This is a genomic window from Paenarthrobacter ureafaciens, from assembly GCF_004028095.1.
GTDB classification, from domain to species: domain Bacteria; phylum Actinomycetota; class Actinomycetes; order Actinomycetales; family Micrococcaceae; genus Arthrobacter; species Arthrobacter ureafaciens.
On sequence record NZ_SBHM01000008.1, the window covers coordinates 13,522 to 26,423 of the forward strand.

At 63.8% G+C, this 12,902-nt stretch carries 13 protein-coding genes; 9 read left to right on the forward strand and 4 right to left on the reverse strand.

Annotated elements, in window-relative coordinates; all coding sequences use genetic code 11:
• Positions 1-61 precede the first annotated feature (61 nt).
• The 9 genes from rapZ to AUR_RS18550 all read left to right on the forward strand — a co-directional run bounded on the left by rapZ (position 62) and on the right by AUR_RS18550 (position 7,998).
• Positions 62-985, forward strand: coding sequence for an RNase adapter RapZ (gene rapZ / locus AUR_RS18510; protein WP_021470404.1), 924 nt, complete (start codon positions 62-64; stop codon positions 983-985).
• A complete protein-coding gene (locus tag AUR_RS18515) occupies positions 985-2,001 on the forward strand; it encodes a gluconeogenesis factor YvcK family protein (protein ID WP_062096843.1) in 1,017 nt (338 codons plus the stop codon). Before rapZ ends, AUR_RS18515 begins: the two co-directional genes overlap by 1 nt.
• Positions 2,002-2,014: 13 nt before the next feature.
• Positions 2,015-2,995 carry a DNA-binding protein WhiA gene (gene whiA, locus AUR_RS18520; RefSeq protein ID WP_021470406.1) on the forward strand — a complete coding sequence of 327 codons (981 nt, stop codon included), beginning with the start codon at positions 2,015-2,017 and terminating at the stop codon, positions 2,993-2,995.
• A 175-nt stretch (positions 2,996-3,170) separates the two neighbouring features.
• Positions 3,171-3,794, forward strand: a complete 624-nt coding sequence (locus AUR_RS18525; protein WP_128397275.1) for a superoxide dismutase — start codon at positions 3,171-3,173, stop codon at positions 3,792-3,794.
• Positions 3,795-4,061: 267 nt separating this feature from the next.
• On the forward strand, positions 4,062-5,072 hold the full coding sequence (gene gap, locus AUR_RS18530) for a type I glyceraldehyde-3-phosphate dehydrogenase (RefSeq protein ID WP_062096844.1): 1,011 nt from the start codon (positions 4,062-4,064) through the stop codon (positions 5,070-5,072).
• Between the two features lie 9 nt (positions 5,073-5,081).
• Entirely contained in the window at positions 5,082-6,308 is a 1,227-nt protein-coding gene (locus AUR_RS18535; protein WP_062096845.1) for a phosphoglycerate kinase, read from the forward strand.
• A 75-nt stretch (positions 6,309-6,383) separates the two neighbouring features.
• Complete coding sequence (gene tpiA / locus AUR_RS18540) at positions 6,384-7,199, forward strand: triose-phosphate isomerase (protein WP_062096846.1); 816 nt, start codon at positions 6,384-6,386, stop codon at positions 7,197-7,199.
• Positions 7,200-7,235: 36 nt separating this feature from the next.
• Positions 7,236-7,493 (forward strand): preprotein translocase subunit SecG, encoded by a 258-nt coding sequence (gene secG / locus AUR_RS18545; RefSeq protein WP_021470411.1) that lies wholly within the window; start codon positions 7,236-7,238, stop codon positions 7,491-7,493.
• Positions 7,494-7,602: 109 nt separating this feature from the next.
• The gene (locus tag AUR_RS18550) at positions 7,603-7,998 is read left to right on the forward strand and encodes an RNA polymerase-binding protein RbpA (protein ID WP_079941385.1); all 396 of its coding nucleotides are present in this window, start codon (positions 7,603-7,605) and stop codon (positions 7,996-7,998) included.
• Here the strand turns inward: AUR_RS18550 and pgl are convergent.
• The 4 genes from pgl to AUR_RS18570 are packed head-to-tail and all read right to left on the reverse strand — an operon-like array spanning position 7,951 to position 12,900.
• The gene (gene pgl, locus AUR_RS18555; protein ID WP_082694504.1) at positions 7,951-8,769 is read right to left on the reverse strand and encodes a 6-phosphogluconolactonase; all 819 of its coding nucleotides are present in this window, start codon (positions 8,767-8,769) and stop codon (positions 7,951-7,953) included. The two genes, AUR_RS18550 and pgl, sit on opposite strands and share 48 nt — an antisense overlap.
• A complete protein-coding gene (locus tag AUR_RS18560) occupies positions 8,759-9,700 on the reverse strand; it encodes a glucose-6-phosphate dehydrogenase assembly protein OpcA (protein ID WP_062096847.1) in 942 nt (313 codons plus the stop codon). The genes pgl and AUR_RS18560 overlap by 11 nt, the downstream gene beginning before the upstream one ends.
• On the reverse strand, positions 9,697-11,253 hold the full coding sequence (gene zwf / locus AUR_RS18565) for a glucose-6-phosphate dehydrogenase (protein WP_021470414.1): 1,557 nt from the start codon (positions 11,251-11,253) through the stop codon (positions 9,697-9,699). The genes AUR_RS18560 and zwf overlap by 4 nt, the downstream gene beginning before the upstream one ends.
• 15 nt (positions 11,254-11,268) lie before the next feature.
• Complete coding sequence (locus tag AUR_RS18570; RefSeq protein ID WP_062096848.1) at positions 11,269-12,900, reverse strand: glucose-6-phosphate isomerase; 1,632 nt, start codon at positions 12,898-12,900, stop codon at positions 11,269-11,271.
• Between the last annotated feature and the right edge of the window lie 2 nt (positions 12,901-12,902).

Sequence of the window (12,902 nt, forward strand, 5' to 3'; positions counted from 1 at the left end):
ATGCCTGCCTTCAACAGGCGCTTTGTGGGACACACCACTTTCAGGGAAACGGGGACGACGGATGGACGAGGCAACGGCAGGATCGGGCGCGGAGCAGGACGGGATGACCCCCGTCAAGCCGCCGGAGGCCGAACTGCTGGTGGTGACGGGCATGTCCGGGGCAGGCCGAAGCACCGCGTCGGACGCGCTGGAGGACCACGGTTGGTATGTGGTGGACAACCTTCCCCCGCAGATGCTGGGCACGCTCGCCGAGATCGTTTCCCATGCCCCCAAATCGATCCCCAAACTGGCCGTCGTCGTTGATGTCCGGAGCAAGGACCTCTTCACGGACATCCAGACCGCCTTGGGTGCCCTGAGTGCCAGCGGCGTGACGTTCCGTGTCCTGTTCCTCGACGCCAGGGACGAAGTCCTGGTGCGCCGGTTCGAGCAGGGCCGCAGGCCGCATCCGCTGCAGGGCGGGGGACGCATCCTGGACGGCATCGGAGTGGAGCGTGAGGTCCTCCGGGAACTCAAGGAACACGCCGACATCGTCCTGGATACCAGCGATTACAACGTCCATGGCCTGGCTACGGCGATCACCGAACTGTTCAGCGACACCGGCCCGGTCACCCTCCGGCTGAACGTCATGAGCTTTGGCTTCAAGTACGGGCTTCCCGTGGATGCGAACTTCGTTGCCGATGCCCGCTTCATTCCTAACCCGCATTGGGTTCCGCAATTGCGCCCGCATACGGGATTGGACCAGGACGTCAGCGACTACGTGCTGGCAGCCGACGGTGTCCACGAGTTCGTCGACCGCTATGTCAGCGCCCTGGAGCCGGTACTTGACGGTTACCGCCAGGAGAACAAGCACTACGCCACGCTGGCCGTGGGCTGTACCGGCGGCAAGCACCGCTCGGTGGCTGTCGCCGTCGAGCTTTCCAAGCGGCTCGCGCAGTACCCGCGGGTGACCGTGACAACCACTCACCGAGACCTGGGTCGCGAGTAATGGGCGTCCTCACCGGTCCGCTGCCGCTGATCCCGCCCAAAGGCGTTCCCGGCAGCCAGCAGGACAAGACCCCCTCCGTCGTCGCCCTCGGTGGCGGCCATGGGCTGGCCGCTTCCCTGTCCGCCCTGCGCCTTCTGACCTCCGAGCTGACGGCGATCGTCACGGTAGCGGACGACGGCGGTTCTTCCGGGCGCCTGCGGGACGAGTACGGCGTCCTCCCGCCCGGGGACCTGCGGATGGCACTCAGTGCGCTCTGTGATGACACCGATTGGGGCCGCACCTGGCGCGATGTCATGCAGCACCGGTTCAACGCGGGAACCGCCAAAGGTGGTTCACTGGACAATCACGCCATGGGCAACCTGCTGATCGTGACGCTGTGGGAACTGCTGGGCGATACTGTGGCAGGCCTCAAGTGGGCCGGCGCGCTGCTGGGTGCCCGCGGACAGGTCCTGCCCATGTCCAGCGTGCCGCTGACCATCGAAGGGCAAGCCCGGGTGGAACTTCCCGGAGGCGGTCATGAGCTGCAGACGGTGCGCGGCCAGGCCAAATGCGCGGTAGCCGGAAAGCTCGAGGAGGTCCGGCTCCTTCCCGAGGACGCACCGGCCTGCACAGAAGCGCTGACCGCCATTGAGCTGGCCGACTGGGTCATCCTGGGCCCCGGCTCCTGGTACACCTCGGTACTGCCGCACCTCCTGTTGCCCGAACTTCGCCAGGCATTGGGGGAGACAACCGCAAAACGCTGCCTCACCATGAATCTCGACGTCGAGACCAAGGAAACCTCAGGCATGACCGCCGCCGACCATTTGGATGTCCTGCGGCGCTACGCCCCGGAATTCAGCGTGGACGTTGTGCTTGCCGACCCGGCCGCCGTACAGGACCTCAAAGCCTTCGAGAAGGCCGCCGGGATGATCGGGGCCGAAGTCGTCTTGGGTAGAGTAGGGGCGTCGAGACGCAGGCCCGTCCATGACCCACTGCTCCTGGCGGCGGCGTACCACGATATCTTTGGGAACAGTTAGGAATACATACGCGATGGCACTTACCGCGTCGGTCAAGGACGAACTGTCCCGGCTGGACATCAAGAAGTCCTCAGTCCGCAAGGCCGAAGTCTCGGCCATGCTCCGGTTTGCGGGCGGCCTGCACATTATTTCGGGCCGGATCGTCATCGAGGCCGAGGTGGACCTGGCTTCCACCGCCCGGCGGCTTCGGGCGGCCATTGCCGAGGTTTACGGCCACCAAAGCGAAATCATCGTCGTCTCCGGCGGTGGCCTCCGCCGCGGCAGCCGCTACGTCGTGCGCGTGGTCCGCGACGGCGAGGCGCTGGCCCGGCAAACCGGCCTCCTGGACGGCCGGGGCCGGCCTGTGCGGGGGCTGCCGTCGGTGGTCGTCAACGGTTCGGCGGCGGATGCGGAGGCCGTGTGGCGCGGGGCCTTCCTCGCCCACGGCTCGCTCACGGAACCGGGACGGTCCTCCTCCTTGGAGGTGACGTGCCCGGGTCCCGAGTCCGCATTGGCACTGGTCGGCGCAGCACGCCGCCTTGGCATCCAGGCCAAAGCACGCGAGGTACGGGGAGTTGACCGTGTGGTCATCCGCGACGGCGACACCATCGCCGCGTTGCTGACCCGGATGGGCGCCCACGATGCACTGATGGTGTGGGAAGAACGGCGCATGCGGAAGGAAGTGCGCGCCACGGCCAACAGGTTGGCCAACTTCGACGACGCCAACCTGCGCCGCTCCGCCCAAGCGGCCGTTGCTGCCGGCGCCAGGGTCGACAGGGCCTTGGAGATCCTCGGCGACGACGTTCCCGAGCACCTGAAATACGCGGGGGAGCTGCGGGTTGCCCACAAGCAGGCAAGCCTGGATGAGCTGGGCCGGCTTGCCGATCCGCCTATGACCAAAGACGCGATCGCCGGACGCATCCGGCGTCTGCTGGCCATGGCGGACAAACGCGCTCTCGACTTGGGCATCCCGGGTACAGAGGCAAATGTGACTCCGGAAATGATGGACGAATAGCCGCCGCCCATAGAATCGACAGGGTGCGGGGGAAATACTCCGGGGGCCAGTCGGGTTGTCGCCCGTAGACTCAACAGGAGGCTTCTCCGCCCAAGGGTTTCCGGCCGGTTCATCGGCCGGATGAACAGAACGAGAGTTACCAACCGGACTTCGGTCCACTACATTGGAGGATTTCGTGACAGAGTACGTCCTGCCCGAGCTCGGCTACGACTACGCAGCACTGGAGCCGCACATTTCGGCGAAGACCATGGAGCTGCACCACAGCAAGCACCATGCCGCCTACGTTGCCGGCGCCAACAACGCCCTCGCACAGCTGGCGGAAGCCCGCGAAAAGGGTGATTTCGCCAACATCAACCGCCTCTCCAAGGACCTGGCGTTCCACACCGGCGGCCACATCAACCACTCCGTGTTCTGGAACAACATCTCCCCGGACGGTGGCGACAAGCCCGAAGGCGAGCTCTCGGCAGCCATCGAGGATGCCTTTGGCTCGTTCGATGCCTTCCGCGCTCAGTTCACTGCTGCAGCACTTGCCCTGCAGGGGTCCGGCTGGGCCTTCCTTGCCTACGAGCCCATTGGCGGCAACCTCGTGATCGAACAGCTCTACGATCAGCAGGGCAACGTTGCCGTGGGCACCACCCCGCTGCTCATGCTCGACACGTGGGAGCACGCTTTCTACCTGGACTACGTCAACGTCAAGGCTGACTACGTGAAGGCTTTCTGGAACATCGTCAACTGGGCGGACGTAGCCAAGCGCTTCGAAGCAGCCCGCGCCAACGCCACGGGGCTCATCGTTCTCTAGTTGGTGAGGCCGCGTTCATTGAGGTGTAACAAAAGTCACATTTCAGTGAAATAGGCCCAAATGCTGAAATGCCTGCCTCCGCAGTTGCGGGGGCAGGCTCAGTTAAACGTAAGATGGATCACGGAAGGCGGTTAGCCTTCAGCAACGTGGCTGGTCGCCCTCCGATCTGATAATCACCTCTGCCCAATGACGTGCGGGGTCTGTTGGTTGGACCCAAATCCAACTCACGAGGCGTGCTTGCAAGAGCACCAAGGAGATTGACAAACAGTGACCACCCGTATTGGTATCAACGGCTTCGGCCGCATCGGCCGTAACTACTTCCGCGCCGCGCTGGCACAGGGCGCAGACCTTGAGATCGTGGCAGTCAACGATCTCACCAACCCTGAGACCCTGGCGCACCTCCTGAAGTACGACTCCGTCGGAGGCCGTCTGACCCAGTCCGTGGAAGTTGTGGACGGCAACATCGTCGTTGACGGCAAGTCCATCAAGGTTCTGGCAGAGCGTGATCCCGCCAACCTTCCCTGGGCCGACCTCGGCGTTGACATCGTCATCGAGTCCACAGGCTTCTTCACCGCAGCTTCGGCAGCGCAGAAGCACATCGACGCCGGCGCCAAGAAGGTTCTTATTTCGGCGCCTGCCAGCGACGAGGACATCACGATCGTCATGGGCGTGAACGACGACCTCTACGACCCCGCCGCACACAACATCATTTCCAACGCATCATGCACCACCAACTGCCTCGGCCCCTTGGCCAAGGTTGTCAACGACGCCTTCGGCATCGAGCGTGGCCTGATGACCACCGTGCACGCGTACACGGCAGACCAGAACCTTCAGGACGGCCCGCACAAGGACCTGCGTCGTGCACGTGCAGCTGCCATCAACATGGTGCCCACGTCCACCGGCGCTGCGAAGGCCATCGGCCTGGTGCTTCCCGAACTCAAGGGCAAGCTTGACGGCTACGCCATCCGCGTGCCCGTCCCCACCGGTTCGGCTACGGACCTGACTGTGACCGTGTCCCGCGAAGTGACGGTTGAGGAAGTCAACGCGGCTGTAAAGGCTGCTGCCGAGTCCGACCAGTGGGCCGGCATCCTCACCTACACAGACGCCCCGATTGTTTCCTCTGACATCGTGGGGGATCCGGCGTCGTCCATCTTTGACTCGGGCCTGACCAAGGTCATCGGCAACCAGGTCAAGGTTGTTTCCTGGTATGACAACGAATGGGGCTACTCCAACCGCCTCGTAGACCTCACGGAGCTCGTTGCATCCAAGCTGGGCTAGGGTAGACACATGACATCTCACACCCTCAACGAACTCATCGCTGAAGGTGTCCGCGGGCGGTACATTCTGGTTCGAAGTGACCTGAATGTGCCGCTCGACGGCTCTACAGTGACCGATGACGGCCGCATCAAGGCTTCCCTTCCGGTCCTTAAGAAGCTCTCGGACGCCGGTGCCCGCGTGCTCGTAACCGCCCACCTCGGACGCCCCAAGGGAACTCCCGAGGAAAAGTACTCCCTCAAGCCTGCTGCAGCCCGTCTTGCTGAGCTCGCCGACTTCAAGGTCCAGTTGGCCGAAGATACCGTCGGAGAGTCCGCCAAGGCCCTCGCTGCGGCGTTGCAGGATGGTGAGGTGCTCATCCTGGAGAACGTCCGTTTCGACGCACGCGAAACCAGCAAGGACGACGCCGAACGTGGCTCCTTTGCTGACGAGCTTGTAGCGCTGACCGGGGACAATGGAGCATTCGTGGATGACGCTTTCGGCGCCGTCCACCGCAAGCACGCCAGCGTCTACGACGTCGCTACCCGCTTGCCCGCTTACCTGGGCGACCTCGTCCACACCGAGGTTGAGGTCCTCCGGAAGCTCACCACGGACACGCAGCGGCCGTATGTGGTGGTGCTCGGCGGTTCCAAGGTCTCGGACAAGCTCGCGGTTATTGACAACCTCCTGGGCAAGGCGGACACCATCCTCGTTGGTGGCGGCATGCTGTTCACCTTCCTGGCAGCGGCCGGCCACAAGGTGGCGGGCAGCCTGCTGGAAGAGGACCAGATTCCCGTTGTGCAGGACTACCTCAAGCGCGCTGCCGACGCCGGTACGTCATTCGTCATCCCGACCGACGTCGTGGTCGCTTCCAAGTTCGCCGCAGACGCGGAGCACGAGGTAGTGAAGGCCGACGCCATTGAGGAAAGCTCTTTCGGCAAGAGCGGTATCGGTTTGGACATTGGTCCGGAATCAGCTTCCGCCTTTGCTGCCCAGATCGAGGGTGCCAAGACCGTTTTCTGGAACGGCCCCATGGGCGTTTTCGAGTTCGAGGCCTTCTCCGGCGGCACACGTGCCATCGCCCAGGCCCTGACGGACACCGTGGCTTTCACGGTGGTTGGCGGCGGCGATTCGGCTGCGGCCGTTCGTACCCTCGGGTTCGAGGACTCGCAGTTCGGCCACATCTCCACCGGCGGCGGTGCCAGCCTTGAGTACCTCGAGGGCAAGGAACTTCCGGGCCTCAGCGTCCTGGACCGCTAAATCAGCAATCCGGCCGGCGGGACGCCCCTGCGTTCCGCCGGCCGTTCACTTTTCACAAGCAATCTTGGAGTTCACGTGACTACTTCTGACAACGGCAACTTCGTCCGCAAACCCTTCATCGCCGGCAACTGGAAGATGAACATGGACCATGTCCAGGGCATCACCTTGTTGCAGAAGCTGGCGTGGACGCTTTCGGACGCCAAACATGACTACAACCGTGTTGAAGTTGCCGTCTTCCCTCCGTTCACAGACCTTCGCGGTGTGCAGACGCTCGTCCAGGGCGACGAACTGGACGTCGTCTACGGCGGCCAGGACCTTTCCCAGTTTGATTCCGGCGCGTACACGGGAGACATCTCCGGTCAATTCCTGAACAAACTGGGTTGCGCCTATGTCCTGGTTGGGCACAGCGAACGCCGCACCATCCACAACGAATCCGACGAGGTCCTGAACGCCAAGGTCAAGGCCGCGTTCCGCCACGAGGTCACCCCCGTCTTGTGCGTTGGTGAAGGCCTCGAGGTGCGCCAAGCGGGCACCCATGTGGACCACACGCTGGCCCAGCTGCGGGCCGGGGTCGAGGGCCTCACGGCAGAGCAGGCAGCTCAGCTTGTGGTTGCGTACGAGCCCGTGTGGGCCATCGGCACCGGCGAAGTGGCTGGCCCGGACGATGCACAGGAGATGTGCGCAGCCATCCGCGCTGAACTTGCGGAACTGTTCGACGCCGATGTGGCAGGGAAGACCCGGCTGCTCTATGGCGGATCGGTCAAGGCCAACAACGCTGCGGCCATCATGGCCGAGACCGACGTCGATGGCCTGCTTGTGGGTGGCGCCAGCCTTGACCCGGCCGAGTTTGCTAACATTGTCAGGTTCGAGAGCCACGTCGCCAAGGGCTAGTCGGGCTCCCGTTTTCCGTTTCTTCGAAAGGCCGTCGTGGACGTTCTTCAAGTCATCCTGCAGATCCTGCTGGGCATCACCAGCCTCCTGCTGACCTTGCTCATCCTCCTGCACAAGGGCCGCGGTGGCGGCTTGTCGGATATGTTCGGCGGTGGCATGAGTTCCGGGCTGAGTTCGTCCGGCGTCGCTGAGCGGAACCTGAACAGGTTTACCATCATCCTGGGTGTTACGTGGGGTGTGGTGATCATCGGGCTGGGCCTGATCATGCGCTTCACCTCCGGTGGGGATTCCTAGCCTTCATCCGAAGGGTGCCGCCGTCCGCGCCCTGGCATTAGACTGAGCGTGTCGGCCTGAAAGGCCTACTGGCCTTTCAGGCCGATCACCGAGTCGCTAGGGGATCGAAATGGTTCATGGCACGCAAGGTTACCGGGGCACCCGGGTGGGCGTAGCCCAGGGGTCGCCTCCCAGAAATCACAGTGATCATAGTGATGGAGAACAACTGCCGCGTATTCGTGTTCCCTATTGGTGCGCCAAGGGACACGAGACGCGGCTTGTTTTTCTTAAGCTGCCCGAAGATCAGATACCAGTGAGCTGGGATTGCCCGAAGTGCGGGCTACCCGCCTCCAGGGATCCGCTGCACCCGGCTTCGGCACGTTCCGAGGACGAGATTTTCAAGTCGCACCTGGACTACGTTAAAGAAAGACGCTCCAGCCAGGACGCGGAAAAGGTCTTGGCCGGAGCGCTTGAACGCCTACGCGCCCGCGGGGTCCTTCCGGACCAGCTGCTGGGGGACGCGTGAAGCCGCATTCTCATCGATAAGCCACAGTGTCCTGGCTTGGCCCACGGGGCCTGCTGCGGGCACCTGTACTGGATTGGCACCGGCCAAGGCCAGGCCTACCGCGCCGGCCTTGTCCTCGCCCGCAACCACCATCCAGATTTCCTGGGCGGTGTTGATGGCGGGGAGCGTCAGCGAAATACGCGACGGCGGCGGCTTCGGCGAGTTCTCGACCCCCACTACCGTTCGGCTCTTCTCCCTGATTGCACCCTGTTCCGGGAAGAGGGAAGCCACATGCGCATCCGGACCGACACCCAGCAGCAAGACGTCGAAGCGGGGGAGTGCTGCGGGCTCTTCCGGACGATCATCTGACATGTCGGCTGCGTGCTCGGCTTCCGCTGCTTCCTTGAGCTTGGCTGCGTAATCCTGGGCAGCTTCGTCGGCAGTCGCAAAATCGTCAGACGAGCCAGGTTCGTGGACCCGGTTCGGATCTACGGGCAGATGTGCCAACAGAGCCTGGTAGGCCTGACGCGTGTTCCTGTCCTCGCTGTCGGCGGGCACAAAACGTTCATCCCCCCACCAGAAATTCACCCGGGACCAGTCGACTGCCGGAGCCGCGGCCGACTCCGCCACGGCCTTCAGCGTGCCGATACCGACGGTTCCGCCGGTGAGGACCACCGTAGCTTCGCCGTGCTTGTCCTGGACGTCCACAAGCTTGGTGATGAGGCGTGCCGCAATGGCTGCCATCAGAACCTTGGAGTCGGGGTGGATGCTAACTCTTGGCTCAGCGCGCACTGGTCTGGACTCTCCTTTGACTGGTAAGTGGAAGTCCCATCGTAATCACTTCTCCGAAGACTTCGTCGGGGTCGAGCCGGCGGAGTTCTTCTGCGAGGCAGTCCTTGAGGCTGCGGCGCGGAAGGGCAATGCGCTGGGCAGGCTGTCCCGGCTGGGTCAGTTCCGCCACGGACAGGCCCGGCCGGAACAACTGCACGTCGCCGCTGGCCCGCGTCAACCGCACCCGCCGAATGCCCGTTCCTGCGGGGTCGGCCACAATAGTGACCGGTGCCTGCAGCGCCAAGGTCAACCACGCCGCCAGCAGGAGCGTGCTGGGTGAATCCGACGCGCCTTCAACGGCGATGGCCGACACGGGATCGCTGTCCACCTGGTCCAGCACCGCAGCGAGTTGGATGCGCCAGTTGGTCAGTCGGGTCCAGGCGAGGTCGGTGTCGCCGGCCTTGTAGGTTCGGCGGATGTTCTCCAGGGCCTGGGCGGGGTCCGGTTCGTTTGCGGAGTCGGTGATCCGGCGGTGCGCGATCGCTCCGATGGAGGTCTCACACGCGCTTTCGGGTGCCCCGTTCGGCCACCAGGCCACGATCGGGGCGTCCGGGAGCAGCAGCGCAGCCACCAGGGACTCGCTTTCGTGGGCCATCTGACCGTACCCGCGCAGCACGATCACTTCCGAGGCGCCCGCGTCGCCACCGACACGGATCTGCGCGTCCAACCGGTCCGGGGCCTGCGCTCCGGCGTCGGCCAGCACGATGATCCGGCAGGGGTGCTCCCGGGAGGCTTCGTTCGCGGCCTCGATGGCTTCTTCTTCCTGCCCGGACTTGGTCACCACCACCAGCGTCAGCACCCGGCCCAGCGCGATCACCCCGCCCTGCTCACGCAACGAGGTGATCTTCTTGGAAATCTTCGAGGTGGTTGTATCGGGAAGATCTACGATCATGGCCTTCTCCAGGTTCGTCCGTCACGGGCCAGGAGCTCATCGGCCGAAGCCGGTCCCCAACTGCCCGGTGCGTAAGGTTGCGGTTGTTCGTCCAGCCCGGCCCAGTACTCCTCGAACGGGTCAAGGATCTTCCAGGACAACTCCACTTCCTGGTGCCGGGGGAACAACGGCGGCTCACCGAGCAGCACGTCCAGGATCAGCCGCTCATACGCCTCGGGGGACGACTCGGTGAAGGAATGCCCGTAGCCGAAGTCCATGGTCACGTCACGCACTTCCATCTGCGTGCCCGGGACCTTGGACCCGAAACGAATCGTGGCACCCTCATCAGGCTGGACCCGGATCACCACAGCGTTCTGCCCGAAGTCGTCCTCGGCGTGGTCACGGAAGAGCAGGTTCGGGGCGCGTTTGAAGACCACGGCGATCTCCGTCACGCGTCGGCCCAGGCGCTTGCCTGCGCGCAAGTAGAAAGGCACACCGGCCCACCGCCGCGTATTGATGTCCACCCGGATCGCGGCATACGTTTCGGTCTTGGAATCGGCGGGGATGCCGTCCTCATCCAGATAGCCCAGGACTTCCTCACCGCCCTGCCAACCACCGGTGAACTGTCCCCGCGCTGAATGCGTGGACAGGTCCTCGGGCAACTTCACCGCAGCGAGGACCTTTTCCTTCTCCGCCCGCAAATCATCGGCATTGAACGAGATAGGTTCTTCCATCGCAGTCAAGGCCAGGAGCTGCAGGAGGTGGTTCTGGATCACGTCACGGGCCGCGCCCACACCGTCGTAATAGCCTGCGCGGCCGCCGGTGCCGATGTCCTCGGCCATGGTGATCTGCACGTGGTCAACGTAGTTCGCGTTCCACAACGGCTCGAACAACTGGTTCGCAAAACGCAACGCCAGGATGTTCTGGACTGTTTCCTTGCCCAGGTAGTGATCGATCCGGAACACCGCATCCGGCGGGAACACCGACTCCACAATGTCATTGAGCGCCCGCGCCGATTCGAGGTCATGACCGAACGGCTTCTCGATGACTACACGCCGCCACTGCCCGGGCCTGGCCTGCGCCAACCCGTGCTTGGACAGCTGCCGGCAGACCTGCTCGAAGGCCTTCGGCGGGATCGAGAGATAGAAGCCATGGTTGCCGCGGGTACCCCGGGTCTGATCGAGCTCGTCCAGGACATCCCCGAGGCGCTCGAACGCGTCGTCGTCGTCGAACTCACCCTTGACGAAACGGATACCGGAAGCAAGCTGCTCCCACACCGCCTCGTCAAACTTCGTCCGCGCGTGGGCCCTGACGTTTTCCTTCACCTCGGCCGCGAAGTCAGCATCATCCCAATCCCGACGACCGAAACCCACCAACGCAAAACTCGGAGGCAACAACCCACGGTTGGCCAAGTCATAGACGGCCGGCATCAATTTCTTCCGGGCCAAGTCACCGGTAACCCCGAAGAACACCAACGACGACGGCCCGGCAATGCGGTTCAGGCGGCGGTCCCGCGGATCACGCAACGGATTGCGCAGGCCGGCGTTCTTCCTGCCGTTTTCAGTTTCTGGCATGTTTGCTTTTGTGCCTTAGCTTTCGAGTGCGCTGGCCTGGCCGGCCAAAGCAGCGACGACGTCCTGGAGTTGTGCCACGCCTGCTGCACGCTCTGTGAGGTGCAAGCGAAGGACGGACCGGCCGTGTCCTTCGAGGACCTGGGCATCGCCCGATGCCTGGGCGGAGATAAGTTCCCCGAAGGTAAACGGGCGCTCAGGAATTTCAAGATCAGTGGAGGATGCCGCAGTGACCTGCAGGAACACGCCGATCGCGGGGCCGCCCTTGTGGAACTGGCCGGTGGAGTGCAGGAACCTGGGTCCCCACCCAAAGGTCACCGGACGTCCGCTCACAGCGGCAAGCTCCTCACGGATGCCTTCGAGGGGCGCGTGGCTGATGCGGTCAAGGTAGGCCTGAACGCTCAGGTACCCATCAGGTCCCAGCTGGTTCAGCAGCGCCTGCACGGCCTCGCTGACGGTAGCCGCCTGGCCCAACCACTCACCGCCGCGGACCTCAACGGCACCATCGGTGAAAGCAGCCGGCGTCGGCTCCGGGCGGGCGTCCAGCAAGCCGCGGGCAGCCACCTTGGCTGCTTCGACGTCGGGCTGGTCAAACGGGTTGATGCCCAAAAGGCGGCCGGCGACGGCGGTGGCAAATTCCCAAACAAACATCTCGGTCGCCAGGCCGCCGGCAATGGCGACCTCGTTCTCACGCAGTTCAACATCGGCATCGGCATCCACAAGCCTGACGACCAGGACGTCCTCAGCGCCACCCCGGGCTTCCGGGGAGTCCGGACCCGCCACTACGGGAAGTACGCCGGTGCCGAGCTTGCCGGTTGATTCGGCGATAAGCTGCTCTGCCCAGTCCGCGAAACCGACAATGCCGGAGCCGTCCTCAGCAATGACAATCTTGTTGCGCAGGGGAGTGGTTCCACCCAGAGCGACGCCCAGGGACAGGCCGATGTTGTCCGCGGAGTCCTCGTTGAGCACTTCAGCGGCTTCTTCGGCTTCGTCGAGGAAGGCCTGGATGTCGACGCCGGCGAGGCCGCAGGGCACGAGGCCGAAGGCCGTCAGGGCCGAGAAACGTCCGCCAACGTTCGGATCCGCGTTGAACACCGCACGGTAACCCGCCTCCCGCGAGGCTTTGTCCAAGGGTGAACCGGGGTCCGTCACAATGATGATCCGGCTCTTGGCGTCCAGGCCGGCGTCGTTGAACGCCTTTTCGAAGACCCGTCGCTGGGAATCGGTCTCAACAGTGGAACCGGACTTGGAAGAAACGACGATCGCCGTTTCCGCCAACCGGTCTGTAAGGGCAGCACCAACCTGCTCGGGGTCGGTGCTGTCGAGAACAGTCAGCTCGACGCCAGCGGTGCCGGCAATGACCTCCGGCGCCAGAGAGGAACCGCCCATGCCGCAAAGGACAATATGGGAGACGCCTTCGGCGCGGAGGGCATCACGCAGTTCCAGGATCTGGCCTACCAGGGGCTGGGATACGGCCGGAGCCTCAACCCATCCCAGGCGGATGGCCGACTCCGACTCCGCGTCCGGGCCCCACAACGTGTGGTCCTTCGCGAAAATCCGCGTGGCAATCCGGTCTTCGACCAGGCTGTCAATGTGCTTGGCGATTGCCTGCTGTGCGGCACCGCTGGCGTCAAAGCTGATTGTGCTCATTG

Bases quoted from the DNA above. Each gene is read 5' to 3' on its own strand.
- rapZ (WP_021470404.1), top strand. From the start codon at position 62: ATGGACGAGGCAACGGCAGGATCGGGCGCGGAGCAGGACGGGATGACC.
- AUR_RS18515 (WP_062096843.1), top strand. From the start codon at position 985: ATGGGCGTCCTCACCGGTCCGCTGCCGCTGATCCCGCCCAAAGGCGTT.
- whiA (WP_021470406.1), top strand. From the start codon at position 2,015: ATGGCACTTACCGCGTCGGTCAAGGACGAACTGTCCCGGCTGGACATC.
- AUR_RS18535 (WP_062096845.1), top strand. From the start codon at position 5,082: ATGACATCTCACACCCTCAACGAACTCATCGCTGAAGGTGTCCGCGGG.
- AUR_RS18550 (WP_079941385.1), top strand. From the start codon at position 7,603: ATGGTTCATGGCACGCAAGGTTACCGGGGCACCCGGGTGGGCGTAGCC.
- AUR_RS18560 (WP_062096847.1), bottom strand. From the start codon at position 9,700: ATGATCGTAGATCTTCCCGATACAACCACCTCGAAGATTTCCAAGAAG.
- zwf (WP_021470414.1), bottom strand. From the start codon at position 11,253: ATGCCAGAAACTGAAAACGGCAGGAAGAACGCCGGCCTGCGCAATCCG.
- AUR_RS18570 (WP_062096848.1), bottom strand. From the start codon at position 12,900: ATGAGCACAATCAGCTTTGACGCCAGCGGTGCCGCACAGCAGGCAATC.